This is a genomic window from Streptomyces musisoli (assembly GCF_016741855.1).
GTDB lineage: Bacteria > Actinomycetota > Actinomycetes > Streptomycetales > Streptomycetaceae > Streptomyces > Streptomyces musisoli.
In genome coordinates, this window is record NZ_JAERRH010000011.1 from 130048 (window position 1) to 156899 (window position 26852).

Sequence of the window (26852 nt, forward strand, 5' to 3'; positions counted from 1 at the left end):
CTATCCCGACCCGCCATGGACTCCTTCAGAGCGCTCAGCTGTCGCGCTTCTCCTTGATCTTCGCGGCCTTGCCGCGCAGCTCACGGAGGTAGTACAGCTTGGCGCGGCGCACGTCACCGCGGGTGACGAGCTCGATCTTCTCGACGATCGGGGTGTGCACCGGGAAGGTGCGCTCGACGCCGACGGAGAACGAGACCTTGCGGACCGTGAAGGTCTCGCGGACACCGGCGCCCTGGCGGCGGATCACAACGCCCTTGAACTGCTGCACACGGGAGCGGTTGCCCTCGATGACGCGGACGTGGACGTTGACGGTGTCACCCGGACGGAAGGCCGGGACGTCGCTGCGCAGCGACGAGGCGTCGACGGAGTCGAGCAGGTGAGACATTTCGTCTGCTTTCTTCGCTGATGCCACAGGTCATCAACGGGAACTAGGGGTTCAAGAGGACTGCCGTGCGGGTCGGGACGGGCGTCGTGTCCCCCTGTGGCAGGGGCGCACGCCGGACGGGCGCACAACAGCGGTCTATTCTTCCATGCCCTCGGCCCGGCGCCAAAATCGGCCGTACCGCTCCCCTTCCGGGTCCGGTTCCCAGCCCAGGATGGAGAGCATCTCGCGGTCCTTCTTGTCGAAGGCCTTGGGATCGCAGTGCTCGATCAGGTCGGGCCGGTTGGCGGTCGTGCGCCGGAGGGCCTCGTCGCGGCGCCAGCGGGCGATCTTCCCGTGGTGGCCGCTGAGCAGCACGTCGGGGATGTCCCGGCCGCGCCAGACGGGCGGCTTGGTGTAGACGGGGCCTTCGAGGAGGCTGGCCATCGCGCCGGGGGCGAAGGAGTCGTCGCGGTGGGACTCGGCGTTGCCGAGGACGCCGGGCAGCAGCCGGGCGACGGCCTCCGTGACGACGAGGACGGCCGCCTCACCGCCGGCGAGGACGTAGTCGCCGATGGAGACCTCGTAGACGGGCACACGGGTCCCGTACTCGTCCATCACGCGCCGGTCGATGCCCTCGTAGCGGGCCGGCGTGAAGATCAGCCAGGGGCGTTCGGACAGCTCGACGGCCAGTTCCTGGGTGAAGGGACGGCCGCTGGGCGTGGGGACGATCAGCGCGGGGGCCTGGGCGCCGGTCTCGTAGCCGTCGGCGAGGACCGTGTCCAGGGCGTCGCCCCAGGGGTCGGTCTTCATGACCATCCCGGGGCCGCCGCCGTACGGGGTGTCGTCCACCGTGTTGTGGCGGTCGTACGTCCAGGAGCGCAGGTCGTGCACATGGACGTCGAGCTGCCCACGCGCGCGCGCCTTGCCGACGAGGGAGACGTTCAGCGGGTCGAGGTACTCGGGGAAGATCGTGACGACGTCGAGGCGCATTACGACTCTTCCCCGGCGCCCTCGGCGCCCTCGGCCTCCGCCTGGCCCTCGGAGCCCTCGGCGCCCTCGGAGCCCGCCTGGCCCTCGGAGCCCGCCGGCGAGCCCTTGGTGTCCGCCGCACCCCCGGCGTCCCGCGCGGACGCGATCTCGGCGCGGTCGTCGATCAGGCCCGGCGGGGGCGCGATGACCGCCTTCTGCTCCTCGAGGTCGATCTCGGTGACGATCTCCTCCACGAAGGGGATCAGCACCTCGCTGCCGTCCGGACGCTCCACGATGAACAGGTCCTGGGAGGGCAGGTGCGAGATCTCGGTGATCCGGCCGACCTCCGTGCCGTCCTCGGTGACCACGTCGAGGTCGATCAGCTGGTGGTCGTAGTACTCGTCCTCGTCCTCGGGCAGTTCCTCGGGGTCCACGTCGGCGATCAGCAGGGTGTTGCGCAGCGCCTCGGCGGCGTTGCGGTCGGCGACGCCCGCGAACCGCAGGAGGAGGCGGCCGCTGTGGACGCGCCCCGTCTCGATGGTCAGCGGTCCCGTGGAGGCGGGGTCCGTGGCGAGCACGGCGCCGGGCGCGAGCCTGCGTTCCGGCTCGTCGGTACGTACCTCGACGGTGACCTCGCCCTTGATGCCATGGGCACGGCCGATCCGTGCGACTACCAGCTGCACCTGTCCAAATCTCCTGTCATACGACTGCGGGCCGGGGACGGCCCAGTGGCCCTCCCCGGCCCGAGCCGGTTGCGATGAAGCGTCAGCGGACGTGGTCCACGTCGACCAGGTCGACGCGGACACCGCGACCGCCGATGGCGCCCACGACGGTACGCAGGGCACGCGCGGTGCGGCCGTTGCGACCGATCACCTTGCCGAGGTCGTCGGGGTGGACCCGGACCTCCAGCACGCGCCCGCGGCGCAGGTTGCGCGAGGCGACCTGCACATCGTCAGGGTTGTCGACGATGCCCTTCACGAGGTGCTCAAGCGCCTCTTCGAGCATGCTGCTCAGGCCTCGGTCGACTCGGACTCGGCAGCCGCCTCGTCCTTCTTCTCAGCCTTCTTCTTCTGGGTGATGGCCTCACCCTTGCCCTCGTCGTCACCGCCGAGCGCCTCGAACGACGGACGCGCGGCCTTCGGAGCCGCGACGAGCAGCGGCGCCGGGGCGGGCTCGCCCTTGAACTTCTGCCAGTCGCCGGTCTTCTTCAGGATGGCGAGGACGGGCTCGGTCGGCTGCGCGCCGACACCCAGCCAGTACGCGACGCGGTCGGCGTCCACCTCGATGACCGACGGGTTGTAGGTCGGGTGGTACTTGCCGATCTCCTCGATGGCCCGGCCGTCACGGCGGGTACGGGAGTCGGCGACGACGATGCGGTAGTGAGGCGAACGGATCTTGCCCAGACGCTTCAGCTTGATCTTGACTGCCACGGGAGTGGATTCTCCTGGATTTGACGTGGTTGGGCACGGCGAGCTGCCGCGTGGGGTTGCGGTACCCGAATGCCCGATGGACGCGTCAGCCGGAGGAGAGAGGGGTCCTGTGCGACTGTCGAGTACAGCTAGCCATTGTGCCACACCCTGCGGGTCGCTCTCGGCCGAGGGGGTGTGAGCCGGGGCCGGGCATGCCTGGGAGGCACCCGGCGTGGAGGTGTCCGTACGCCGGGTGCGCCGGCCGTGCCGCCCGGCCGCCCGCGGTGGACGGCACGGTGCGCCCCTCGTCGTCCGCGGTCCCGGCACCCACGAGATGCCGGTACGTCCGCGGCCGCGCTCACGCCGCTCCTACGACCTCCGGGATCCGGAACGGCTTGCCGCAGCCGCCGCAGACGATCGGGGCCTGGGCCAGGACCGAGGGGACCACCCGGACGTTGCGGCCGCAGTCGCACACCGCCTTGACCCGGACGCCGCCGCCGGAGGAGCCGTGCCGGGCGGCCGGGCCCCGGAAGGTGCGGGAGGTGTCGGCGGAGGTGGCCGCTGTGTGGGCCTTCAGGGCGCGCTGGAGCCGCTCGATGGTCGGGCGGTAGCGCCTCTTCGCCTCGGGGTTGAGCGTGACCAGCGAGAAACCGCTGCTCGGGTGCGGTTCGTCGGGGTGGTCCAGACCCAGCTCCTCGGCGATCGCGAGGAAGCGGCGGTTGTGGTAGCGGCCGGCCCGGGAGGTGTCACGGATGCCGCGGGCGGCGGCGATGCCGTGGACGGCCTCGTGGAGCAGTCGCTCGAAGGAGAGTTCGTGACCGCACGCGGACGACGACTCCCCGATCAGGGACTCTGGCGCGGCAAGGTCCGGCAACTCGGGGTGGTACCGCTGAATGTCGGCCCACGCCTGCGCCAGCTCTGCGGCGAGAACAGGTGGTGTCTGTGTCGTGCTCACGTAATGACAACGAGCGGGGGTGCCACTGTGTTCCTATTCCGGGGCATCCCAAATAATTTGCACGTACCCGTCAGTTGCCGCTGATGCGTCCTGACGAGGGCGGGTGCGCTGATCTGCGGAGAAGCGTCACAGCTCCTACCAAGCTGGTGCGTAGTCCGCGCTACGCAGCACCCGTGAGTGCCGATGCGACGGTGGCCGGCCGCTGCGCAAGAGGTGTTTCGGCCGCTCTCGGCGCGCATGCCCCACTCCGGTCAGCGCCGCCGGTGCTCGTGACGTTACCGGGCACCGCTCCGTCCCTCGCCACCGGCCCGGCCCCGGGGCGCACACCGTACGGCCCTCCAGGTTGCCGGGACGTGAAATCTCGCCACACCCGCGTCCGGGGCCCAAGCCGGGGCCCACGACCCCTGGACGGCACCGCGAGCCGGGAGTTACCTGGCATACGTGGGAAGTGCGCGCGCACGACACGGGGGCCACACAACCGGGACAGCGGCGACTGCCGGCGGATTGGGGCGCTTCTATGACACCTACGCTCGTGCGACAGCACGTGTCTCACGCGGATTCGGCACCTCGCGTGGACCGGTGCGCACGCGCGCGTGACTGGTCCGAGATCCAGGAGCGGATGCTCGTACCGCTCCACCAGGCCGTGTACGACCGGCTCGAAGTGGGCCCCGCCACCCGGCTGCTGGGCCTGAACTGCGGCTCCGGGCTCGCCCTGCTGACGGCGGCCTCCCGGGGCGCCGCGGTCACCGGCGTCGACTCCGCCTCGCCCGAACGGCTCGCCCTCGCCCGCGAGCGCTTCCTGCCGGACGGCCGGCCCGGCAGGGGCGCGGACGCCGGGCGCGGCGCACGCGCGCGTACGGCGGTGACGCTCCTCGACGGTCCGCCCGCGGCCGGGGCCGGCGCGGAGACGGCCCCGTACACCCTGGTGACCGTCTTCGAGCCGATCGGCGGCCTCGCGGGCGACTCCGAGGGGCTCGGCGAACTGCTCGCCGGCGCGCTTCCGTCCGCCGCGCGCGGGGCCGCGGTGGTGCTGGCCGGCTGGGGGCCGCCGGAGCGCTGCGCCACCTCCTCCGTGCTGCGGGTGGCCGCCCGGCTGGCCGATCCGCTGCGCAGCGCGCGCGGCTGGCGGCCCGCCCGGCGTGACGACCTGGAGGAGGCCGCGGGACGGGCCGGGCTGAAGCCGGACGGCTCGGGCCGGGTCGCCTGTCCGTTCGGGTACGCCGACCTCGACAGCGCCGTACGGGGGCTGCTGTCGACCGGCCTGTTCGACGCGGCGACCGCGGCGACCGACGCCAAACAGGTCGACAAGGAGCTGACGGAGGCCCTGCACCGGCACCGGCGCCCGGACGGCACCGTGTGGATGCCGAACGTCTTCCGCTATCTGATCGCGCGTGTGCCCTAGGCTAGGGTCTTTCGTTTGGATCAGGCCGGGCAGGCTGGTGACGCGGCCGCCGGCGTCCGGGGCGGCCTGGTCCGGTGGGGCTGCCTCAGGTGTCGCCGTCCTTGGTCAGGCGGGTGATCCCGGCGATCCGGTACGCGTCCGCCTCCTCCAGGGTCTCGCTCTCCAGCAGGGCCCGCGCCAGCGCGTCCAGCTGTCCCCGGTGGTCGCGGAGTTTGCGGCACGCCTCCTCGTAGCACTCGTCCACGATCCGCCGCATCTCGGCGTCGATCACGTCGAGCGTCTGCGGGGCGGCGGCGAGACCGTACGCCTGCTGGGCGTCGTTGGGGAGGGCGGAGAGCCGGCCGACCTGTTCGCTCATGCCCCACCGTGACACCATGCCGCGCGCGATGTTGGTGACCTGCTCCAGGTCGCTCTCGGAGCCGGTGGTGATCACGTCGTAGACGACGTGTTCGGCCGCCATGCCGCCCAGCGCGCCGATGATCCGGCCGCGCAGGTACTCCTCGGTGTACGCGTACTTGTCCGCGTCCGGCGTCGACAGGGTCACCCCGAGCGCCCGGCCGCGCGGCACGATCGTGATCTTGCGGACCGGGTCGGCGCCCGGCTGGAGCATGCCCAGCAGGGCGTGCCCGCTCTCGTGGTAGGCGGTGCGCCGGCGCTCGTCCTCCGGCATCACCAGCGCCCGCTCCGCGCCGAGCTGGATCTTCTCCAGGGCCTCGGAGAGGTGGGACGGGGTCACCCGCTGCTGTTTGCGCTTCACGGCGAGCAGCGCGGCCTCGTTGGCGAGGTTCGCCAGTTCGGCGCCCGTCATACCCGGGGTCGTACGGGCCACGTGGGCCAGGTCGACGTCGTCGGCGAGCGGGATGCCGCGGGTGTGGATCTCCAGGATGGCCTCCCGGCCGCCGCGGTCCGGCGGCGAGACCTGGACGATCCGGTCGAAGCGGCCGGGACGAGTCAGGGCCGGGTCGAGGATGTCGGCGCGGTTGGTGGCCGCGATCACGATGACGCCCTCGGAGCCGGAGAAGCCGTCCATCTCGGTGAGGATCTGGTTCAGCGTCTGCTCGCGCTCGTCGTGTCCGCCCACCGACGCGCCGCCACCGCGCGCCCGCCCGATGGTGTCGATCTCGTCGATGAAGATGATCGACGGGGCGACCTTGCGGGCCTCCGCGAACAGCTCCCGTACCCGGGAGGCGCCCACGCCCACGATCATCTCGATGAACTCGGAGGCCGAGGCGGAGAAGAACGGCACGCCGGCCTCTCCGGCCACCGCCCGCGCCAGCAGCGTCTTTCCGGTGCCGGGCGGCCCCGCCAGCAGCACGCCGCGCGGCATCTTCGCACCCATCCGGCGGTACGCGTCGGGGTTCTTCAGGAAGTCGACGACGTCGTTCAGCTCGCCCTCGACCTCGTCGATGCCCGCCACATCGGCGAAGGTGGTGCGCTTCTCCCCCGGCACCAGCTCCACCGGCTTCGGCGGTGCTTTCCGCCCGAGCATGCCGCCCGCGCCGCCGAGTCCCGCGCGCATCCGCCGTGCGATGAACACCCACACGGCGACCAGCAGGATCATCGGCGCCAGCGAGATGAGGAGGTTGGCGAGAAAGCTACGGTGCTGGACGACCGGTTCGGCCGTGACGGTGACCTTGTGCTTGGTCAGGTTCGCCCACAGATCGTCGTCCGCGAAGGACGGCCGTTCGGTGTTGAACTTGGTGTGCCCGCCGCCGCCCGCCGGGTTGTCCTGCTCCTTCTTGAGCTGGCCCTGGATGGAGTCGCCCTTGGCGTAGATCTTGTCGACGTTGCCGTCGTTCACCTGCCTGCTGAACTCGGTGTAGGAGATCGTCGGCTCGTTGGCCTGGTCGAAGTACGACAGCACCAGGTTCGCGATCAGGTACACGATCAGCGCGGCGAGGATCAGCCGCCACCAGCCGCCCCGCATCCTCCGCCCGCCGGGCGACTGCTGCGGCGGCTCCTCCGGGGCGCCCTCGGTACGCCACGGCTGGTCCGGCGACCTGCGCGGCGGAGCAGGGTTGGTCATATCCGGAAGGTACGACACCGGCCGGGGACCGGCATGCGCAGGGGCGCCCCTCCGGCGGAAGGGCGCCCCGACGACGTACGGGCCCGGTCAGCCCATGAACTTCTTGAACTCGTCCGGCAGCTCGAAGTCCTGGCCACCCTGCTGCGGCAGACCGAAGGCGCCGCCGTTCTGCGCGGCGGCCTCGCGGCGCTGGGCCTCCTCCAGCTCCTGCTGCTTGCGCTTCATCGGGTTGCCGGAACGCTGCTTGCCCTTGGCCTTCTTCGGCTGCTTCTTGGTCCGGCCGGGGCCACCGCCCATGCCCGGGATCCCGGGCATGCCCGGCATACCGCCGCCCTGGGCCATGCGGGACATCATCTTGCGGGCCTCGAAGAACCGCTCGACCAGGTTCTTCACGGCGCTGACCTCGACGCCGGAACCCTTGGCGATACGGGCGCGGCGGGAGCCGTTGATGATCGTCGGGTCCTGGCGCTCGCCCGGCGTCATCGACTTGATGATCGCGGCGGTGCGGTCGACGTCCCGCTCGTCCAGGTTGGCGATCTGGTCCTTGATCTGGCCCATGCCCGGGAGCATGCCGAGCAGCTTGCTGATGCTGCCCATCTTCCTGACCTGCTCCATCTGGGACAGGAAGTCGTCCAGGGTGAAGTCCTGGCCCTTCTTGGACGCCAGCTTCGAGGCCATCTTCTGGGCCTCTTCCTGGCTGAACGTCTTCTCCGCCTGCTCGATCAGGGTGAGCAGGTCACCCATGTCGAGGATGCGGGAGGCCATCCGGTCCGGGTGGAACGCGTCGAAGTCGTCCAGCTTCTCGCCGTTCGACGCGAACATGATCGGCTTGCCGGTGATCTGCCGGATCGACAGGGCCGCACCACCGCGGGCGTCACCGTCGAGCTTGGAGAGGACCACGCCGTCGAAGCCGACGCCGTCACGGAACGCCTCGGCGGTGTTGACCGCGTCCTGACCGATCATGGCGTCGACGACGAACAGGATCTCGTCCGGGGAGACGGCGTCCCGGATGTCCGCGGCCTGCTGCATCATCTCGGCGTCGATACCGAGGCGGCCGGCGGTGTCCACGATCACGATGTCGTGGACCTTGGACCGCGCGAAGTCGATGGAGTCCTTGGCGACCTTCACCGGGTCACCGACGCCGTTGCCCGGCTCCGGGGCGTACACGGCGATGCCGGCACGCTCGGCGACGACGCTCAGCTGGTTCACGGCGTTCGGGCGCTGCAGGTCACAGGCCACCAGCAGCGGGGAGTGGCCCTGCTCCTTCAGCCACCGGCCGAGCTTGCCCGCGAGGGTGGTCTTACCGGCACCCTGGAGACCGGCCAGCATGATCACGGTCGGCGGCTGCTTGGCGAAGCGCAGCCGCCGGGTCTCGCCGCCGAGGATGGTGACCAGTTCCTCGTTGACGATCTTGAGGACCTGCTGCGCCGGGTTCAGCGCCCGGGAGACGTCGGCGCCGAGTGCGCGCTCCTTGACGTTCTTGATGAACGTGCGGACGACAGGCAGGGCCACGTCCGCTTCGAGGAGCGCGATACGGATCTCGCGCGCCGTGGCGTCGATGTCCGCCTCGGAGAGCCGTCCCTTGCCGCGCAGGTTCTTGAAAGTCGCTGACAGGCGATCGGAGAGAGTGTCGAACACGGCGCTCGCGGTCCTCGGGGTCGGTGACGGTCTTGTAGGAATCGCCCTCCAGGGTATCCCGGCGCCGACGGCACCGGGGCAGGGTCATCCCCGCAACGTCTCCTCCAGGACCCGCGCCGTCGACGTCGCGTCCCCGTCGGGCAGCGGCGCGCCCGCCCCCGTCGTGACATAGAACGCATCCACCGCGTTGGAGCCCAGGGTGCTCACGTGCATGCTCCGCACCCGCACGCCCGCCTTCTCCAGGGCCATCCCGATGCGGTGCAGCAGGCCCGGTGCGTCCTGGGCGCGGACCTCGATGACCGTGGCGTGCCGGGAGGCCGCCGGCGCCACCGTCACCCTGGGCGGCGGGGCGGTCCAGCCGCGGCGCCGGGGGTAGGCGGCGTCCCGCTCGGCCAGCCGGCCGGCGATGTCCAGGGAGCCGTCCAGGGCACGGACGAGGTCGGCGCGCAGGCGGGTCGCCTGGGGCAGGGAGCCGTACTCGGCGGCGACCCGCCAGTTGAGCAGGAGGACCGTGCTCTCGTCGTCCACGTCGTCCGGCAGGCGCAGGGCACGCAGTTCCGCCGTGCGGACGGTGAGGCGGTGCACGGCGAGCACGCCGGCGACCGCGGGCAGTACGCCCGGCTGGTCGGGGACGGCGATGAGGAGTTCCACACCCAGCGGTTCCGGATCACCGGACGGTTCCTCGTCGGGCACGGGTTCCGGCTGGGCGCGCAGGGCGAGGACCGGGCCGCCGGTGCGGAAGGCCTCGATGGCGACCCGCTCCTGCCCGGCGGTGGGCGCTGCCGGCTCGGGCTCGTCGGGTGCGTCTCCGGCGAGGACGGCCCCGACGCGGCGTACGAGGTCGGCGACGAGGGAGCCGCGCCAGGTGGACCAGGCGGCCGGGCCGGTCGCGAGGGCGTCCGCCTCCGTCAGGGCGTGCAGCAGCTCCAGGGTGCTCTGGGTGCCGACCGCCTCGGCGACCGAGCGGACGGTGGCGGGGTCGTCCAGGTCGCGGCGGGTGGCCGTCTCGACCAGCAGCAGGTGGTGGCGGACGAGTGCCGACAGGACGGCCACGTCGGCGCGGTCGAAGCCGATGCGCGTGGCGACGTCCGTGGCGATGATCTCGCCGGCCACCGAGTGGTCGCCGGGCCAGCCCTTGCCGATGTCGTGCAGCAGGGCGGCGACCAGCAGCAGGTCGGGGCGGCTGACGCGGCGGGTGAGTTCGGAGGCGCGGACGGCGGTCTCGATCAGGTGCCGGTCGACCGTCCACAGGTGGACGGCGTTGCGCTGGGGCCGGCAGCGGACCCGTTCCCAGTCGGGGAGCAGGCGGGTGATCAGGCCCTCGGCCTCCAGGGCCTCCCAGACGTCGACCGTCGGGCGGCCGGAGCCGAGCAGGGTGACCAGTTGTTCCCGGGCTTCGGCGGGCCACGGGGTGGGCAGGGGGCGCGTGGTGGCGGCCATGTGCCGTACGGCGTGCAGGGAGAGCGGGAGGCCGGCCTGTGCGGCGGCGGCCGCGGCCCGCAGCGGGAGCACGGGGTCGCGTTCAGGGCGCGCGGTTCGGGCGAGCACCACCTCGCCGTCCTGCTCGACCACGCCCTCGGCCAGGGGCGACCGTTCCGCGGCCGGCTTGCCGCCCGGCGCCCTCCCGTCGCCCGCCACCGTCCTTCTGATCGCCAGTCGGCGCAGACGGGGCCGCACGGCGCGCGAGCGCAGGACGCGCCCCACTTCGCGCCAGGTGACGTCGCTGGCGTACGCGATCACCCGCGCCGCCTCGTACACCTGCCGCAGCAGGGTGTCGGCGTCCAGCAGATCCAGTTCGGCGGCCACCTGGTCCTGCTCCTGAAGCGCGAGCCGGTCGGTGGCGCGGCCGGTGGCCAGGTGGAGGGCGTCGCGTACGTCGAGCAGGCGACGGCGGGCGTCGGCCAGGCCCTCACGGGGGGCGTCGGCGAGCCAGGAGGCGGCGACGGCGCGCAGGGCGGTGGCGTCGCGGAGGCCGCCCCGGGCCTCCTTGAGGTCGGGTTCCAGCAGGTACTGGAGTTCACCCTGGCGTGCGGCGCGGTCGGCGCACAGCTCCTGGAGTTGCGGGAGGCGTTCGGGGGCCTGGTTGCGCCAGTCGGCGAGGGCGGCGGCGCGCAGCCCGGCGGTGAGGGCGGGGTCGCCGGCGAGGTGGCGGGCGTCCAGGAGGCCGAGGTGGACCTTCAGGTCCTCGCCGGCCGTCTTCCGGGCCTCGGCGGGGGTGCGCACGGAGTGGTCGAGGGTGATGCCGAGGTCCCAGACGGGGTACCAGAGCCGGTCGGCGAGGGCGGCGATCGCGCCGGAGTCGGAGCCGTCGTGCAGCAGGACGAGGTCCAGGTCGCTGCGCGGGGACAGTTCCCGGCGGCCGTAGCCGCCGACGGCGACGAGCGCGGCACCGGGCAGCTCCGCGGCCGCCGCGTCGAACAGTCCGGCGAGCCAGTCGTCGGTCAGTTCGGCGAGGGCGGTACGGCGCGGCGGCCCGGACCGCGCCTCCTCGGTGAGGAGGCGCAGCCGGGCCGCCGCGTAGCCGCCGGGACCTGAGTCTTCCGTCTCTTTGTGCACATCCGTACCCGTCACCCGGTGACTCCCGTCCTGTTTCCCCTGACCCAGATTCTCCTGTGTCAGAGCGCGTCCGGCCCGCGCTCGCCCGTGCGGACCCGTACTGCGGCCTCGACCGGCAGTGACCACACCTTGCCGTCTCCGATCTTGCCGGTGCGGGCCGCCTTGACGATGACCTCGACCAGCTGCTCGGCGTCGTCGTCCTCGGCCAGCACCTCGATGCGGATCTTCGGGACGAGGTCGACGGTGTACTCGGCGCCGCGGTAGACCTCGGTGTGGCCCCGCTGCCGGCCGTAGCCGCTGGCCTCGGTGACCGTCAGGCCGTGGACGCCGAAGGCCTGGAGGGCCTCCTTGATCTCGTCGAGCCGGTGCGGCTTCACGACGGCCGTGATGAGCTTCATGCGTCCACCTTCCTGGTCTGCGCGGCGGCCTGGGCCGAGGCGGCGAGGCTTCCGGTGATCCCGCCGCCGGCGCCGCTGAAGTCGTATGCGGTCTCGGCGTGCTCGGCCTGGTCGATGCCGGAGACCTCCTCGTCCTCGGTGACCCGCATGCCGAGGGTCTTGTCGAGCAGGAAGGCGAGGACGGCGGAGACGACCAGGGAGTAGGCGAGGACCGCGAAGACACCCGCGCACTGCTTCCACAGCTGGTCGAAGGAGTGGTCGCCGTAGAAGACGCCGGTCGCTTCCGACTGGCCCTTGCCCGTGGCGAAGAAGCCGATGAGCAGCGAGCCGATGATCCCGCCGACCATGTGGACGCCGACGACGTCGAGGGAGTCGTCGAAGCCGAACCTGAACTTCAGGCCGACGGCCGCGGCGCAGGCGACACCGGCGATGGCGCCGACGGCGATCGCGCCGAGCGGGGAGACCGCGCCGCCGGACGGGGTGATGGCGACCAGGCCGGCGACCGCGCCGGAGGCGGCGCCCAGGGTGGTGAACGCGCCGTGCCGGATCTTCTCGTAGGCGAGCCAGGCCAGCATGGCGGCGGCGGTGGCGACCTGCGTGTTGACGAACATCAGCGCGCCTACGCCGTCGTCGTTGCCGAGCCAGGAGCCGGCGTTGAAACCGAACCAGCCGAACCAGAGGAGACCGGCGCCGAGCATGACCAGCGGGAGGCTGTGCGGGCGCATCGGGTCCCGCTTGAAGCCGACGCGCTTGCCGATGACGAGGATGACACCGAGCGCCGCCGCGCCTGCGTTGATGTGGACCGCCGTACCGCCCGCGAAGTCGATCACGCCGAGCTTGTAGGCCCAGCCGTCGGCACCCCAGACCCAGTGGGCGACCGGGACGTAGACGATCGTGACCCACAGGGTGACGAAGAGCGCCCAGGCGGAGAACTTGACCCGGTCGGCGAGGGCACCGCTGATCAGGGCCGGTGTGATGATCGCGAACATCAGCTGGAAGACCATGAAGACGAAGACCGGGATGGTGTAGCCGTCCCAGAGTTCCGTCAGCCCGATGTTGCTGAGGCCGATCCAGTCGGCGTTCCAGCCGAGGAGGCTGCTGCCCGTGCCGAAGGCGAGGGAGAAGCCGTAGAGCACCCAGAGGATGGTGACTATCCCGAGGCTGATGAAGCTCATCATCAGCATGTTCAGGGTGCTCTTGACGCGGACCATGCCTCCGTAGAAGAAGGCCAGGCCCGGGGTCATGAGCATCACCAGGGCGGAGCAGATGAGCATGAAGCCTGTGTTGGCGGACGACAGTCTGGGTGTGTCCGCCGCAAGCATGATGGCTGGTGCCATCGGCGTCTCCTCGTCGGTTGTGCGGCCCCGTGCGGGCGGTGCCTGAGCGGTCCGGTCGGGTTGAGGCGTGGGCCGGTTATGCGCCATGAGATTGGCGCAGCGCGGTTTCGGTGGAGGCCCCTCGTTGTTTCGCCGGGGTGACGAAGGCACCTGGCGTGTTACGCGTCCATGAACTGCCGGAGGCCGGGCGCACCGATCGTTATCGTGGCGCAACCATCGTGACCACGACCGGGCCTTCACGCACGTGCGGCCGCGGCGATCGGGCGGGCAGGACCGCGATCACCACGCGTGTACGACCGGACCGCGGGCCGGGAAACCACTGCGGACCGTGGACCGGGGAACCACTGCGGACCGTGGACCGGGGAAGCACTGGGGGCCGTGGACCGGGGAAGCACTGCGGTCCGCCGGCCGGTGGGCGTCTGCGGCGGGCGGTCACGCCCGCGGGGGCGGCGCCGGTTCGGGCGCGAGAAGGAGCCGGCCGCGGCCGGCCTCTCGATGACCTGGCATGGGGGAGCCGAGTCGGGCAGTTCGGGAGGACCGGCCGCGGCCGGGGCTTTGGGTGTACCGGGTGGTCGGACCGCCTTCGCGGTCATGGGTGGCTGGGACCGCCTTCGCGGTCACGGGTGGGTCAGACCGCCTCCGCGGTCTCCGGCAGGTCGACGGCGAGCTTGTCGGAGAGGCCGACCACGGCGGCGAGGTCGCCGTAGTCGCGTACGGCCGTGTCGACCGTCTTCCGGATACGGGTGTTCACCCGCTCGGAGCGGACCTTCTTGGCGATGTCCATGGCCCGCGCGGCGTACTCGGTGCTGTGCTCGGGCTCGCGCTGGAGGAGGTGCACGGTGGACATGCCGATGAGGTTGAGCGCGTACGACCGCTGGTGCTCGGGGTCCTTGGCGAACAGCTCGACCGCCCGCTGCATGAGCGGCTCGGCGAGGGAGGCGTAGGTCGGGCTGCGTCCGGCGATGTAGGCGAGGTCGCGGAAGGAGTGGGAGTTCTCGCCGTACAGCTCGGCCTCGGAGAAGAAACGGATCCAGTCGGGGTCCGGCTCGTCCCACTCGTCGGCCTCGGCGAAGGTGTCCTCGGCCATGCGGACCGCGCGCTTGGTCCTGCCCGGCTGGCCCATGTTGGCGTAGGCGCGGGCCTCCATCGCATACAGCATGGACTGGGTGCGCGGGCTCGCGCAGTCACGGCTGCCGTACTGGGCGAGGTGGATCAGCTCCAGCGCGTCCTCGGGCCGGCCCAGGTGGATCATCTGGCGGCTCATGCTGGAGAGGATGTACGAGCCGAGGGGCTTGTCGCCGGCTTCCTTGGCCGCGTGCAGGGCGAGCACGAAGTACTTCTGCGCGGTGGGCTGGAGGCCGACGTCGTACGACATCCAGCCGGCCAGCTCGGCCAGCTCGGCGGCGACCTGGAACAGCTTGCGGGTGGTGGCCTCGGGCTGGGGCTCCTGGAGCAGGTCGGTGACCTCGTGCAGCTGGCCGACGACCGCCTTGCGGCGCAGCCCGCCGCCGCACTGGGCGTCCCACTGGCGGAACATGCGCGTGGTGGACTCCAGCAGGTCCAGCTCGGGCCGGGACAGCCGGCCCGGCCTGCGCATGTCGACCGCCGGCTGGGGCTCGGCCGGGACCGGGGAGCCCGGGGTGGGCACGAGCCAGCGCTGCATGGGCTCGATGAGGGAGGGGCCCGCGGACAGCGCGAGCGAGGTCCCGAGGAAGCCGCGCCGGGCGAGCATCAGGTCGCTGCGGGAGAACTCGCCGAGCAGGGCGACCGTCTGCGGGCCCGTCCACGGCAGGTCGACGCCCGAGGCCGCGGGCGACTGGCGGGCGGCGCGCAGGCCGAGGTCCTCGATGGACACCACGCAGCCGAAGCGCTCCGAGAACAGCTCCGAGAGGATCCGCGGGATCGGTTCGCGCGGGTTCTCCCCGTCGAGCCAGCGGCGCACCCGCGAGGTGTCGGTGGAGATGTGGTTGGCACCCAACTGGCGTGCCCTGCGGTTCACCTGGCGGGCCAGCTCGCCCTTGGACCAGCCGCTGCGCACGAACCACGAGCCGAGCAGCTCGTTGGGGCGCTTGTCAGCGTTCGTCCCGCTACCGCCGTTGCCGCCCACTGGAACGCCCCCATTCCCGAGACCACTTGTCGCCTTGATGCGCCAAACCCTATCAGAATGCCGGTAAGTACGGCTTGCCGTCCGCCGGTTCTCACCCTTCGAACGAGCCGACGACTTGCCTCCGGCATACCCACGAATGCATGTGCCCCCAGGACCCGCACACTCACAGTAATCCTACGATCACCCGTCCAGCCACGGGGATCCCGGAAACGCCACCATTCGCCACCCCTTCGAATGAACTCACGGTCGGCTCCGCACGATTCACTTGACACAGGACGACCGGAAGACGGCGGAGTGATGTACGCGGGGGCGCATGACCCCCCGTGTGCCACCCGGTGCGCTCCAAGGCGCCGCCTTGGCCACGCAACCGCACGGGAAGGCGGAGCCGTAGCGTCACTTTCCGCTTCCATCTCACTCCGTGTCGTAACCACCGGCGCGCTGGACCCGTTGGAGGGGGCATGGGCTTCACGATCGGCGGCATCCGCGAGATCCGTTCCGGCACACGTCGGCGCGGCCGTTCCGCGGAGTGCACCGCCGTCGCCGAGTTCACCGGGCTGTGGGGCTGGGACGTGGCGCCGGGGGCGCGGGCTGCCGGGGACGTCTGCTCGTGCGGGCGGTCCGACTGCCCGGCGCCGGGAGCGCATCCGCTGCGTTTCGCCCCGCGCGTGCCGGCCGGGGCCACGCTGGACGAGGTGAGCAAGGCCTGGTCCGAGTTCCCGGGCGCCTCGGTGATGCTCCCGGTCGGCCGGGCGTTCGACGTCATCGAGGTCTCCGAACAGGCCGGCCGTCGCGCCCTGGTCCGCCTGGAGCGCATGGGCCTCCCCCTCGGCCCGGTCACCGTCGGCCCGGACGGCCGCGCCCACTTCTTCGTCGCTCCCGGTGCCGCCGCCGACCTCCCCCGGCTGCTCTACCGCATGGGCTGGGACGACCCGGCCGCCCTCGACCTGCGCGGCCTCGGCCCCGGGGCGTACATCACCGCACCACCCTCCGACCGGGGCGGCCTGGGCCCGGTGCGCTGGCTGCGCCCGCCCGCACTGGACTCCGCGACCCGGCCGCCGGCGGCCCGGCTGCTGCTGGGCACCCTGGCGTACGTCGCCCATCGGTCGCGCACCTGATCCGCCGCCGAAAGGCGAAGCGCCCGTCCCCGACTGCACCTCGGGGGCGGGCGCTTCTCGCGATCACCGGGAGCGTTCCCGGCCGGGCGAGGCACCTCCGGAGATCCGGAGGCGGGGTCAGTCACCGATCAGGGCATCCACGAACGCCTCCGGCTCGAACGGCGCGAGGTCGTCCGCGCCCTCGCCGAGCCCGACCAGCTTGACCGGCACGCCCAGCTCGCGCTGGACCGCGACCACGATGCCGCCCTTGGCCGTGCCGTCCAGCTTGGTCAGCACGATGCCGGTGATGTCCACGACCTCGGCGAAGACGCGGGCCTGCACCAGACCGTTCTGGCCGGTGGTGGCGTCCAGGACGAGCAGCACCTCGTCCAGCGGCGCGTGCTTCTCCACGACCCGCTTGACCTTGCCCAGCTCGTCCATGAGGCCGGTCTTGGTGTGCAGGCGGCCGGCGGTGTCGATGAGGACGACGTCGACCCCCATCTCCTTGCCTTCCTTGACCGCGTCGAAGGCGACGGAGGCGGGGTCGCCCGCCTCCGGACCGCGCACGGTGTAGGCGCCGACGCGCTCGCCCCAGGTCTGGAGCTGGTCGGCGGCGGCCGCGCGGAAGGTGTCGGCGGCGCCCAGGACGACCGTGCGGCCGTCGGCCACGAGCACCCGGGCGAGCTTGCCGGTGGTGGTGGTCTTGCCGGTGCCGTTGACGCCGACGACCATCACGATGCCGGGCTTGCGGTCCTCGGGCTCGGTCCTGACCGTGCGGTCGGCGTCGGTGCCGATCAGCTCGAGGAGTTCCTCGCGGAGCAGACCGCGCAGCTCCTCGGGGGTGCGGGTGCCGAGCACCCTGACGCGTTCGCGCAGGCGCTCGACCAGTTCCTGGGTGGGCTGCACGCCGACGTCGGCGGTGAGCAGCGTGTCCTCGATCTCCTCCCAGGTGTCGTCGTCCAGGTGCTCGCGGGAGAGCAGCGTGAGCAGGCCCTTGCCGAGGGCGTTCTGCGAGCGGGACAGGCGGGTGCGCAGGCGGACCAGCCGGCCTGCGGTGGGCTCCGGGATCTCGATCGCGGGAGCCTCGACAACGGGGGGTTCCTCGACGACGACCGGTGCGGGGCCGCCCGGGAGATCCACCTCCTCGATCGTCCGGCGCGGTTCGTCGCGCGGCGTCTCGGCCTCGTCGCCGACGTGCGGCTCGGCCGGGGGCGCGGTGATGTCGGGCGTCTTCGGGGGCGGCGGAGGCAGCGACTTCCGGCGTCGGCTGCCCACGATCAGCCCGCCGAGCGCGCAGAGCACGACCACGGCGATGACTACAGCAAGGATGACGGTTTCCATAACCCGACCAGTATCGGCCATGGGGTCCACCAGAACCCCGTTTGTGGCTTCCTCTGAGAGACAAAGGCCACTTAGCATGAGGACTCGGAGCAAAGTACGATGGTGGGGGCTCTATCCACGCGCGTAGAGTCCCCACGTCACTCTGTCCCCCCACGTCTGGCACCTCTTTCATGAGCAAATCCGTCGAGACCGAGGGCGCTCTCGAAACCCGCGGTATCGAGCAGGTCCCCGACCACGAGCGCACCGCACGGACCCGGGAGCTGTTCCCCACCTGGGTCGGCGCGAACATCAGCGTGCTGCTGCTGACGATGGGCGCGAGCCTCGTCGTGGCGTACCACCTGAACATCTGGCAGGCGCTGGTCGTCGCCGTGGCGGCGCCGATCGTGTCGTACGGCCTCGTCGGCCTGATCGGCATCGCGGGCAAGCGGGGCGGCGCGCCCGGCATGGCGCTGTCGCGCGCGGTCTTCGGACAGCGCGGCAACCTGCTGCCCGGTTCGCTGATCTGGGTCGCCCGCTGGGGCTGGGAGACGATCAACGCGGTGACCGGCGCCTACGCGATGCTCACCATCCTGGACATCCTGTTCGGCGTCGAGGCGAACAGCGTGCTGGACATGGTGACGCTGCTGGTGTTCGTCGTCGCGACCTTCGCGATCTCCGGGCTCGGCATCAACGCCGTGCAGAAGTGCAACAAGTACGCGACCTATGTCTTCGGCGTCTTCTCGGTGCTGGTGCTTGGCTACCTGGCGGCGAATACCGACTGGTCGAAGGTGATGGACCACAGCGCCGGCTCCACGGCCGCGGTGATCACCGGCATCGGCATGATCGCGGCCGGCGGTGTCAGCTGGATCCCGTCCGCGCCCGACTTCACCCGCTACCTGCCGCGCACGGCGTCCTCTAGGGCGATCGTGGGCACGGCGGTGGGCGGCGCCGGTGTCGTCGTGCTCCCGATGGTCCTGATGGGCGCGGTCATGGCGGTCTCCACGCCGGACCTGGCCTCGGCGACCGACCCGGTGTCCTTCCTCGGCGAGATCCTCCCGACCTGGATCGCGGTGCCGTACCTGTGCATCGCGCTGATCGGCATGCTGCTGATCAACTCGATGTCGATGTACTCGGCGGGCTTCACCGCGCAGACCCTGGGCTTCAAGGTGCCGCGGCACTGGGCGGTCTCGGTCAACGCCGTGATCTCGCTGATCTTCGGCGGGGTGCTGATGCTGGTGGCGACGAGCTTCATGGGCTCGTTCATCGCCTTCCTGTCGCTGCTGGCGGTCGCCTTCTCCGCGTGGGTCGGCGTGTTCGGCGCGGACATGCTGCACCGCACCGAGTACGACGGCGCGGCCATGGCCGACACCACGCGCACCAGCGCCTACTGGTACCGGGGCGGGTTCTCCCCCGCGGCCGTGGCCGCCTGGGCGGTGGGCCTGCTGTCGGGCCTGATGTTCACCACCTCGGACTGGTTCACCGGCCCGCTCGCGAAGAACAACGTGATCGGCGAGTACGGCCTCGGCTGGGTCGCCACGATCGTGATCTCGGGCCTGCTGTACCTGGTCCTGCCCAAGCCGGCGGCGACCCCGGCCGCGGCCACCGAGGCTGCCGGGGCCACCGAGGAGCGGGTGACCGCCGACGCCTGACGGGGGCCCGCCCGGACGGACCACTCCCGCCCCTCGCCCTCCTGTCACCCTCCTAGATATCTGACGCTACGTCAGCTACCGTCCCCCTCCACCGCAACGCACCGGAGGGGGACTTTCCCATGCCCGTCACGGTCGTACGTTTCAACCTCGTCGCTCCCGGCGCGAGCCCCGCCGCCCTCTCCGCCCGCTACCGGGCCGCCCTGGAGATGGCGGCGTACGCGGACGAGCACGGGATCAGCACCGTGCAGACCGAGGAGCACCACGGCGCCGAGAACAACTGGCTGCCGTCGCCGTTCGCCTTCGCCGGCGCGGTGTTCGGGGCGACCCGCCGGATCGCGGTCACGGTGTCGGCGGTGATCGGCCCGCTGCACGACCCGCTGCGGCTGGCCGAGGAGATCGCGGTGCTGGACCTGCTGAGCGGCGGCCGGCTGGTGACGGTGGCCGGGATCGGTTACCGGCCCGAGGAGTACGCCCTGTTCGACGTGGACTGGAAGCGGCGGGGCCGGCTCCAGGACGAGCTGCTTCAGACCCTGCTGGCGGCGTGGACCGGCGAGGAGTTCGAGTACCGCGGCCGCAGGGTGCGGGTCACTCCCCGGCCGTTCACCGAACCGCACCCCCTGCTGCTGATCGGCGGCTCCTCGAAGGCCGCCGCCCGCCGGGCCGCCCGGCTCGGCCTGCCGTTCTTCCCGAGCGCGCACCTGCCGGAGCTGGAGGCGTACTACAAGGAGAAGCTCACCGAGTACGGCACCGAGGGCTGGACGATGATGCCGGCCGCCGAGACCCCGCTCCTGCACCTCGCCGAGGACCCGGACCGGGCGTGGGCCGAGTACGGCGAGCACTTCCTGCACGAGGCCCGGACCTACGCCTCCTGGCAGTCGGACCAGATCCGCTCGGCGGTGAAGTCCGCGGCGACGACGGTGGAGCAGCTGCGCGCGGAGGGCGTGTACCGGGTCCTCACCCCGGAGCAGTGCGTGGCGCAGGGCCTGGACACCCTGGTGCTGCACCCGCTCGCGGGCGGCATGCCCCTGGAGGAGGCCTGGCGCAGCCTGCGCCTCTTCGCCGAACGCGTAACCCCGACGACCCCCGCCTAGGGTCGGCGGCGATTGGTGGATCTGTTCCGGCGGCCGATGAGGGGTGGCCGGGGTTTGCGCAGGTCAGAGCCGCGTTCCCCGTCGCGTGTTGTGCGGGCGGTGGAACAGATCTGCCCATCCGTCCCCCTCCGGCTTGCCGGAGGGGGGCGTGGTACGGGACCGCCGCCCCGGGCCGGGCAGTGGCCGGGCCGGGGCGGCGGAGGGTGCGAGGAGAGGGGCAGCGGGGACTTGGCCCTTCTCCCCGGGTTCCGGGGGCCTCGCTGGTGCGGGTCAGCCCATCTCTTCCAGGGCCTTGCCCTTCGTCTCCTTGACGAACTTCAGGACGAACGGGATGGAGAGCGCGGCGAAGACGGTGTAGATCACGTACGTGCCGGACAGGTTCCACTCGGCCAGCGACGGGAAGCTCGCGGTGATGGCCCAGTTGGCGATCCACTGTGCGGCGGCGGCGACACCGAGGGCGGCGGCGCGGATCCTGTTCGGGAACATCTCGCCGAGGAAGACCCAGACCACCACGCCCCAGGAGAGGGCGAAGAAGAGGACGAACACGTGGGCGGCGATCAGGGCGACCCAGCCCTGGGTGCTCGGGAGCTTGCCGTCGACCAGGTGGTAGCTGAACGCCCAGGCCTCCAGCGCGAGACCGACGGCCATGCCGACCGAGCCGATCAGGGCGAGCGGCTTGCGGCCGACGCGGTCCACGAAGATCATCGCGATCACGGTGCCGATGATGTTGATGATCGAGGTCGTGAAGGAGTAGAAGAACGAGTCCGTCGGGTCGACGCCGACCGACTGCCACAGCGTCGAGGAGTAGTAGAACGCGACGTTGATGCCGACGAACTGCTGGAAGACCGACAGGCCGATGCCGACCCAGACGATCGGCTTGAAGAAGAAGGAGCCGCCGAGCAGGTCCTTGAAGGTGGACTTGTGCTCGCTCTTCATCGCGTGCTCGATCTCGGCGACGCGGGCGTCCAGGTCGACGTCCTTGCCCTCGACCTCGGCGAGAATCTCACGGGCCCGGTCCTGCTTGCCGACGGAGAGCAGGAAGCGCGGGGACTCGGGGATCGCGAAGGACAGCAGGCCGTACAGGACGGCCGGGACGACCATCACGCCGAGCATGACCTGCCAGGCCTCCAGGCCCATCAGCTTGCCGCGCTGGTCGCCGCCGGCGGCGTTGAGCAGCCCCCAGTTGACCAGCTGGGAGATGGCGATGCCGACGACGATCGCGGCCTGCTGGAAGGAGCCGAGCCGGCCGCGGTAGGCGGGCGGGGCGACCTCGGCGATATAGGCGGGGCCGATGACGGAGGCCATGCCGATGGCGAAGCCGCCGACAATGCGCCAGAAGGCGAGGTCCCACAGCGCGAAGGGCAGCGCGGAGCCGACGGCGCTGATGGTGAAGAGGACGGCGGCGATCTGCATGCAGCGGATGCGGCCGATCCGGTCGGCTATGCGGCCGGCGGTGGCGGCGCCGATGGCACAGCCGATCAGGGCGATCGCGATGACCTGGGCGAGGGCCGCGGAGCCGATGTCGTACTTGCTGCGGATGGCCTCGACCGCGCCGTTGATCACAGAGCTGTCGTAACCGAACAGGAAGCCGCCCATGGCGGCAGCCGCCGCGATGAAGATGACATGCCCGAGATGGTCGGGGTGAGCCGTCCCGGCTCCTGACTGAGGTGCCTGCGCTGTGCTGGTCACGTAAAACTCCTCGGGCCACGGCAACGCTGCCGCGGGTGGGGGTGATCCCATCCAGGTATCCCGTGGTGCACAGGTTCACACCACTCACACCTGAAGGTAAAAGCAACGTTGCAGAGACTATGCCTTCAAGTTTCGAAGTCAATAGTTCGGCTGCTGTGAGTTTCGAGTCACGCAAAGGCGCTCCGTGTTCAAGAAGTGAACACCGAGTCAGTTGATCTTCGTCGTGATCTTGAAAGCGTCAGCGAAGGCGCTGCGAGATGACCTTGGACACGCCGTCCCCCTGCATGGACACGCCGTAGAGCGCGTCGGCGACCTCCATCGTGCGCTTCTGGTGCGTGATCACGATCAGCTGCGAGGCCTCCTGGAGCTCCTGCATGATCCGGATCAGCCGCTGGAGGTTGGTGTCGTCCAGCGCGGCCTCGACCTCGTCCATGACGTAGAACGGGCTCGGCCGGGCCTTGAAGATCGACGCCAGCAGCGCGACGGCCGTCAGCGAGCGTTCGCCGCCCGAGAGCAGGGAGAGCCGCTTGACCTTCTTGCCCGGCGGACGCGCCTCGACGTCCACGCCCGTGCTGAGCATGTCGTCGGGGTCGGTCAGCACCAGGCGGCCCTCGCCGCCCGGGAACAGCCGGCCGAAGACGCCCTCGAACTCGCGGGCGGTGTCCCGGTAGGCCTCGGTGAACACCTGCTCGACGCGCTCATCGACCTCCTTCACCACTTGAAGCAGGTCGGCCCGGGTCTTCTTCAGGTCCTCCAGCTGCTCGCTGAGGAACTTGTGCCGCTCCTCCAGCGCGGCGAACTCCTCCAGCGCCAGCGGGTTGACCTTGCCCAGCTGCTGGTACGCCCGCTCGGCCGCCTTGAGCCGCTTCTCCTGCTCGGCGCGCACGAAGGGGCGGGGCTGGTTACGGGGGTGTCCGGGGTCGTCCGGCAGCTGCTCGCCGTCGGCGGGGGGCGAGGGCGGCACGAGCTGGCGCGGACCGTACTCCGACACCAGCCCCTCCGGTTCGACACCCAGCTCCTCCAGCGCCTTGGACTCCAGCTGCTCTATGCGCAGCCGCTTCTCGGCGCCGAGTACCTCGCCCCGGTGAACCGAATCCGTCAACTTGTCCAGTTCGGCCTTCAGTTCACGGCCGGCCGTGCGGGCCGCGGCCAGCTCCTGCTCGCCCCGGGCCTTGGCGGCCTCGGCGGCGGAGCGCTCCCGCTCGGCCCGGCCCAGGGACACCTCGACATGCGCGAGCAGCTGCCGGGCACCGTGGGCGACGGCCTCGGCCACGGCCGCCTCGTGCCCCAGCCGGGCCCGGCGCTGCTCGGCACGCGCGCGTGCCTCGCGTTCGGCACGGGCCGCCCGGTCGAGCGAGTCGGCGCGGCCGGCGAGCCCCTTGACCCGCTCCTCGTGCGTACGGGCCTGGAGGCGGGCCTCCATCTCGGTCTGCCGGGCGTTGGCCCCGTCGGCGGCGAGCCGGTCCCGCACCGAGGTGTCCGGTTCCTCGTCCACCGGCATCTCCTCGGCCACGGCCAGCCGCTCGGCCAGCTCCTCGGCCTCCTGTACGGCCTTCTCCAGCGCCTCCTGCGCACGTGCCGCGGCCGCGGCCGACCGTTCGGCCTCGCCTGCGGCCCCGCGGGCCTGTCCGGCCAGCCGCCCGAGTTGCTGGGCCACGGCCGACTTCTCCCGGTCGGCGGCCCGGCGCCGCTCCCCCAGCTCCTCGACGAGGGCCGCGGTGTGCCTGCGGCGCTCGGCCGCCGTGTGCTGGGCCTCGGCCAGTTCCTCGCAGCGGACCGCCAGGTCGGCCAGCTCGGCGGCGGCCTCGTCCACGGAGGCCTGCACCTCCAGCAGGCTGGGCGCGCCGGCCGAGCCGCCGTGCGCGAAGTGGGCGCCGAGGAGGTCGCCCTCGGCGGTGACGGCGGTCAGGTCCGGGCGGGAGTAGACCAGGGCCTCCGCGTCCTCCAGACCGTCGACCACCGCGATTCCTTGCAGGAGGCGGCGGACCGCGGGGAGGAGTTCGGCGGGGCCGCGGACCAGGTCGGCGGCGAGGAGGGGAGTGCGGGGGTGTCTGTCGGCCGCGGGTTCGTTGTGGCTTGCCGGGGAGGTGTGGGGCGGGACGCCGGTGTCGGCCGCCGGTTCGTCGTGGGTTGCCGGGGAGGTGCTGGGGTGCCTGTCGGACGCCGGCTCGTCGTGGGTTGCCGGGGCGTCGTGGGGCGGGACGCCGGTGTCGTCTGCGGGTTCGTCGTGGTCTGTCGCGCAGTTCCCCGCGCCCCTGGCGGAAGGCTGGACGCCGTTCTCGGCCGCGGGATCGTCGTGGCCCGTCGCGCGGATCTCCGCGGTCGTTTGGGGCGGCACGTAGCCCTCGGTGGCTGCTGGGGTGTTGTGGTTCGTCGTGCGGGGGGCGGTTCGTGGGGGGAGGGGGTCTGGGGCACCTGCCAGGATCAGGGTCGCCCTGCCGCCGTCCTGTTTGCGCAGGAGGGTGATCGCCTCGGCCGCCGCTGCCGGAGTCGTCACGGCGATCGCGTCCGCCGCGGCGCCGAAGGCTGCGGCCAGCGGCACCTCGTAGCCGGGGGTGACCGTCAGCAGCTCGGCGGCGGGGCCCAGGATGCCGGTGAGCCGGTCGCGGGCGCCGAGCAGTATTCCGGTGCCGTCCTTGCGCCGGAGGCCCAGGGCCAGCGCCTCGTGGCGGGCCTGGGTCGCCGCCCGGCTCCGCTCGGCGGCGGTGAGGGCCTCGCGGGCCGCGCTCAGGGCCGCCTCCGCCTCCGCCAGCTGCCGTTTGGCGGTCTCGTGCCGCCCGGCCAGTTCGGCGTCGCCGGCGTCCAGGCCGTCGACCTCCGCCTTCAGGGCCTCGTACTCCTCCTGCGCACCGACCGCGCGCTCCTGCGCCTCGTCGCGGGCCGTGGCCAGCCGGTCGATCTCGGCCTGGGCGGAGGCGGCACGCGAACGAGCCGCGTTGACCTGCCCGGACAGCCGGGCGAGGCCCTCGCGGCGGTCGGCGATGGCGCGGGCGGCGTCCTTCAGCCGGCGCTCCTCCACCGCCAGCTCGCGCTCCAGTTCCGCGCGGTGGGCGACGGTGTCGTCGAGGGCGCGCTGGGCCGCTTCCAGGGCGGCCTCCAGCTCGCCCTCCTGCTCGCGGATGCGGGCGGCCTCGCGCTCCAGGTCCTCGGGGTCCCGGCCGCGCCGCTCCTCGGGGGGCGCGGAGGTGGCGCTCTTGACCCGGGCGTCGGCCAGCGAGACGGTGCCGCGCACGCGTTCGGCAAGCTGGGACAGCTCGTACCAGGTCTGCTGGGCGCGCTGGAGGCGCGGTGTGAGCCGGCGTACCTCGTCCTCGAGCAGGGCCTCGCGGTGGAGGGCCCTCTTCAGCTCCCGCTCGGCGGCCTCCTTGCGTTCCTTCAGGGCCGCCTCGTCGGCGATCTCGGCCTGGAGGGCTTCGCGCAGGCGCACCAGGTCGTCGGCGAGGAGCCGCAGACGGGCGTCGCGGAGGTCGGCCTGGATGACGGCCGCCCTGCGCGCAACCGCCGCCTGCCGGCCCAGCGGCTTGAGCTGGCGGCGCAGTTCGTCGGTGAGGTCCTGCACGCGCGCGAGGTTGGCCTGCATCGCGTCCAGCTTGCGCAGCGCCTTCTCCTTGCGCTTGCGGTGCTTGAGGACTCCGGCCGCCTCCTCGATGAAGGCGCGGCGGCCCATGGGGTCGGCGTGCAGGACGGAGTCGAGCTGGCCCTGGCCGACGATGACGTGCATCTCGCGGCCGATGCCGGAGTCGGAGAGGAGTTCCTGGATGTCCAGCAGACGGCAGGTGTCGCCGTTGATCTGGTATTCGCTGCCGCCGTTGCGGAACATGATCCGCGTGATGGTGACCTCGGCGTACTCGATGGGCAGGGCGCCGTCGGAGTTGTCGATGGTCAGGGACACCTCGGCGCGGCCCAGTGGCGGGCGGCCGGTGGTGCCGGCGAAGATGACGTCCTCCATCTTGCCGCCTCGCAGCGACTTGGCACCCTGCTCGCCCATGACCCAGCTGAGCGCGTCCACGACATTGGACTTGCCCGAGCCGTTCGGGCCGACGACACACGTGATGCCGGGTTCGAACCGGAGCGTGGTCGCCGAGGCGAACGACTTGAACCCGCGGAGGGTCAGGGCCTTGAGGTGCACGCCGCTGGACTCTACCCGGCGCTGCTATCTCACTCCACGAACACTCGCAACCCCACGGTTTCGCCACTGAACACGCAGGGCACACCAAACGTTAAAGAAGGTGAAAGGATGCGGGGGGAAAGAACGAAGGGACGCCGAAGCGTCCCTTGCAACTCTGTCGACTGGGTTACAGCCGGATGGATCAACTGAGCGGTTGATACGGGCAGCCCGGTCGCTGCGACTGCTGTCGTGGAGCCGAAGCAGCGATCAGGTCAGCGCAGGCTCCGCCTGGTGTGCGTCGATGCTCTCCATGATCCTGTCCTGAGAGGCGGCAGCCGTCAGCGCTTCGTTCTCCGCCTGGATCCGTCCGAGTTCGGACTCCAGGTCCTGGACGCGCTGCTGCAGCCGTCGCATCTCGGCGAGGAGTCGCGGGTCGGAGCCGCCGACGTAACCGAGAAGCGCCTTTGCCATGATGGATGGTCCTCCACACTGAGTGACCGACCGATGCGGTGTGGGTCGTGAGGGATTCGCACCCGCGGTGCTTGGCACATCCGGGTGTTGCTCTGCTGTTGCTCCATGCCAAACAGCTAAGGTGCGCGGGGCTTTCAGCGTCTCACCAAAAAGTTTGACGGTCAACACGATCACGCCCTGTATTGGCGGGCAAACCGGGGCGCACAGCCGGGAAAAACGGCGGCGCTGCGACTCCTCCGGGCCCTCAGGGCGTGGCGACCAGCAGTATC

At 71.5% G+C, this 26852-nt stretch carries 20 protein-coding genes; 4 read left to right on the forward strand and 16 right to left on the reverse strand.

The window, feature by feature from the left end; translation table 11 throughout:
- Nucleotides 1-34 precede the first annotated feature (34 nt).
- The 6 genes from rplS to JK361_RS26735 form a co-directional block, all read right to left on the reverse strand.
- Nucleotides 35-385, reverse strand: coding sequence for a 50S ribosomal protein L19 (gene rplS, locus JK361_RS26710; protein ID WP_201822504.1), 351 nt, complete (start codon nt 383-385; stop codon nt 35-37).
- A 135-nt stretch (nt 386-520) separates the two neighbouring features.
- On the reverse strand, nt 521-1354 hold the full coding sequence (trmD, locus tag JK361_RS26715; protein ID WP_201822505.1) for a tRNA (guanosine(37)-N1)-methyltransferase TrmD: 834 nt from the start codon (nt 1352-1354) through the stop codon (nt 521-523).
- Nucleotides 1354-2016 carry a ribosome maturation factor RimM gene (gene rimM / locus JK361_RS26720; protein ID WP_201822506.1) on the reverse strand — a complete coding sequence of 221 codons (663 nt, stop codon included), beginning with the start codon at nt 2014-2016 and terminating at the stop codon, nt 1354-1356. The genes trmD and rimM overlap by 1 nt, the downstream gene beginning before the upstream one ends.
- An 82-nt stretch (nt 2017-2098) precedes the next feature.
- On the reverse strand, nt 2099-2338 hold the full coding sequence (locus JK361_RS26725; protein WP_003973401.1) for an RNA-binding protein: 240 nt from the start codon (nt 2336-2338) through the stop codon (nt 2099-2101).
- Nucleotides 2339-2343: 5 nt separating this feature from the next.
- The gene (gene rpsP / locus JK361_RS26730; RefSeq protein WP_071370664.1) at nt 2344-2763 is read right to left on the reverse strand and encodes a 30S ribosomal protein S16; all 420 of its coding nucleotides are present in this window, start codon (nt 2761-2763) and stop codon (nt 2344-2346) included.
- Nucleotides 2764-3100: 337 nt separating this feature from the next.
- Nucleotides 3101-3697, reverse strand: a complete 597-nt coding sequence (locus JK361_RS26735) for a hypothetical protein (RefSeq protein WP_201822507.1) — start codon at nt 3695-3697, stop codon at nt 3101-3103.
- A 517-nt stretch (nt 3698-4214) separates the two neighbouring features.
- Between JK361_RS26735 and JK361_RS26740 the strand changes: the two genes are divergently transcribed.
- Complete coding sequence (locus JK361_RS26740) at nt 4215-5099, forward strand: class I SAM-dependent methyltransferase (RefSeq protein WP_201822508.1); 885 nt, start codon at nt 4215-4217, stop codon at nt 5097-5099.
- Nucleotides 5100-5184: 85 nt separating this feature from the next.
- Here JK361_RS26740 and ftsH read toward each other — a convergent pair whose 3' ends face one another.
- From ftsH to nsdA, 6 genes are all read right to left on the reverse strand, one after another.
- The gene (gene ftsH / locus JK361_RS26745) at nt 5185-7125 is read right to left on the reverse strand and encodes an ATP-dependent zinc metalloprotease FtsH (RefSeq protein ID WP_201822510.1); all 1941 of its coding nucleotides are present in this window, start codon (nt 7123-7125) and stop codon (nt 5185-5187) included.
- An 87-nt stretch (nt 7126-7212) separates the two neighbouring features.
- Nucleotides 7213-8763 (reverse strand): signal recognition particle protein, encoded by a 1551-nt coding sequence (gene ffh / locus JK361_RS26750; RefSeq protein WP_201822512.1) that lies wholly within the window; start codon nt 8761-8763, stop codon nt 7213-7215.
- Between the two features lie 84 nt (nt 8764-8847).
- Nucleotides 8848-11334, reverse strand: a complete 2487-nt coding sequence (locus JK361_RS26755; protein WP_201822514.1) for a [protein-PII] uridylyltransferase — start codon at nt 11332-11334, stop codon at nt 8848-8850.
- Nucleotides 11335-11378: 44 nt separating this feature from the next.
- On the reverse strand, nt 11379-11717 hold the full coding sequence (locus tag JK361_RS26760; RefSeq protein ID WP_201822516.1) for a P-II family nitrogen regulator: 339 nt from the start codon (nt 11715-11717) through the stop codon (nt 11379-11381).
- Complete coding sequence (locus JK361_RS26765; RefSeq protein ID WP_201822517.1) at nt 11714-13054, reverse strand: ammonium transporter; 1341 nt, start codon at nt 13052-13054, stop codon at nt 11714-11716. The genes JK361_RS26760 and JK361_RS26765 overlap by 4 nt, the downstream gene beginning before the upstream one ends.
- A 628-nt stretch (nt 13055-13682) precedes the next feature.
- Nucleotides 13683-15161 carry a transcriptional repressor NsdA gene (gene nsdA / locus JK361_RS26770; protein WP_201822519.1) on the reverse strand — a complete coding sequence of 493 codons (1479 nt, stop codon included), beginning with the start codon at nt 15159-15161 and terminating at the stop codon, nt 13683-13685.
- Nucleotides 15162-15619: 458 nt separating this feature from the next.
- On the opposite strand from nsdA, the gene JK361_RS26775 reads away from it, so the two are divergent.
- The gene (locus JK361_RS26775) at nt 15620-16276 is read left to right on the forward strand and encodes a bifunctional DNA primase/polymerase (RefSeq protein ID WP_201822521.1); all 657 of its coding nucleotides are present in this window, start codon (nt 15620-15622) and stop codon (nt 16274-16276) included.
- Between the two features lie 117 nt (nt 16277-16393).
- Here JK361_RS26775 and ftsY read toward each other — a convergent pair whose 3' ends face one another.
- A complete protein-coding gene (ftsY, locus tag JK361_RS26780) occupies nt 16394-17596 on the reverse strand; it encodes a signal recognition particle-docking protein FtsY (RefSeq protein WP_201822523.1) in 1203 nt (400 codons plus the stop codon).
- A gap of 170 nt (nt 17597-17766) precedes the next feature.
- Here ftsY and JK361_RS26785 point away from each other — a divergent pair, with 170 nt between their 5' ends.
- Both JK361_RS26785 and JK361_RS26790 read left to right on the forward strand, forming a co-directional pair.
- The gene (locus tag JK361_RS26785) at nt 17767-19224 is read left to right on the forward strand and encodes a cytosine permease (RefSeq protein ID WP_201822525.1); all 1458 of its coding nucleotides are present in this window, start codon (nt 17767-17769) and stop codon (nt 19222-19224) included.
- Nucleotides 19225-19343: 119 nt separating this feature from the next.
- On the forward strand, nt 19344-20315 hold the full coding sequence (locus JK361_RS26790) for an LLM class flavin-dependent oxidoreductase (RefSeq protein ID WP_201822527.1): 972 nt from the start codon (nt 19344-19346) through the stop codon (nt 20313-20315).
- Nucleotides 20316-20585: 270 nt separating this feature from the next.
- Here the strand turns inward: JK361_RS26790 and JK361_RS26795 are convergent, their stop codons facing one another.
- The 3 genes from JK361_RS26795 to JK361_RS26805 all read right to left on the reverse strand — a co-directional run bounded on the left by JK361_RS26795 (nt 20586) and on the right by JK361_RS26805 (nt 26583).
- Nucleotides 20586-22004, reverse strand: coding sequence for a sugar porter family MFS transporter (locus JK361_RS26795; RefSeq protein WP_201822529.1), 1419 nt, complete (start codon nt 22002-22004; stop codon nt 20586-20588).
- 238 nt (nt 22005-22242) lie between these two features.
- Nucleotides 22243-26133, reverse strand: a complete 3891-nt coding sequence (locus JK361_RS26800) for an SMC hinge domain-related protein (RefSeq protein WP_201822531.1) — start codon at nt 26131-26133, stop codon at nt 22243-22245.
- A gap of 246 nt (nt 26134-26379) precedes the next feature.
- A complete protein-coding gene (locus tag JK361_RS26805; protein WP_030346494.1) occupies nt 26380-26583 on the reverse strand; it encodes a hypothetical protein in 204 nt (67 codons plus the stop codon).
- Between the last annotated feature and the right edge of the window lie 269 nt (nt 26584-26852).

Excerpts from the sequence above, each read along its gene's own strand:
- trmD (WP_201822505.1), bottom strand. The coding sequence starts at position 1,354 with ATGCGCCTCGACGTCGTCACGATCTTCCCCGAGTACCTCGACCCGCTG.
- JK361_RS26775 (WP_201822521.1), top strand. The coding sequence starts at position 15,620 with ATGGGCTTCACGATCGGCGGCATCCGCGAGATCCGTTCCGGCACACGT.
- JK361_RS26790 (WP_201822527.1), top strand. The coding sequence starts at position 19,344 with ATGCCCGTCACGGTCGTACGTTTCAACCTCGTCGCTCCCGGCGCGAGC.
- ftsH (WP_201822510.1), bottom strand. The coding sequence starts at position 7,125 with ATGACCAACCCTGCTCCGCCGCGCAGGTCGCCGGACCAGCCGTGGCGT.
- ftsY (WP_201822523.1), bottom strand. The coding sequence starts at position 17,596 with ATGGAAACCGTCATCCTTGCTGTAGTCATCGCCGTGGTCGTGCTCTGC.
- JK361_RS26805 (WP_030346494.1), bottom strand. The coding sequence starts at position 26,583 with ATGGCAAAGGCGCTTCTCGGTTACGTCGGCGGCTCCGACCCGCGACTC.
- rplS (WP_201822504.1), bottom strand. The coding sequence starts at position 385 with ATGTCTCACCTGCTCGACTCCGTCGACGCCTCGTCGCTGCGCAGCGAC.
- JK361_RS26725 (WP_003973401.1), bottom strand. The coding sequence starts at position 2,338 with ATGCTCGAAGAGGCGCTTGAGCACCTCGTGAAGGGCATCGTCGACAAC.
- JK361_RS26785 (WP_201822525.1), top strand. The coding sequence starts at position 17,767 with ATGAGCAAATCCGTCGAGACCGAGGGCGCTCTCGAAACCCGCGGTATC.
- JK361_RS26760 (WP_201822516.1), bottom strand. The coding sequence starts at position 11,717 with ATGAAGCTCATCACGGCCGTCGTGAAGCCGCACCGGCTCGACGAGATC.
- JK361_RS26765 (WP_201822517.1), bottom strand. The coding sequence starts at position 13,054 with ATGGCACCAGCCATCATGCTTGCGGCGGACACACCCAGACTGTCGTCC.
- JK361_RS26740 (WP_201822508.1), top strand. The coding sequence starts at position 4,215 with ATGACACCTACGCTCGTGCGACAGCACGTGTCTCACGCGGATTCGGCA.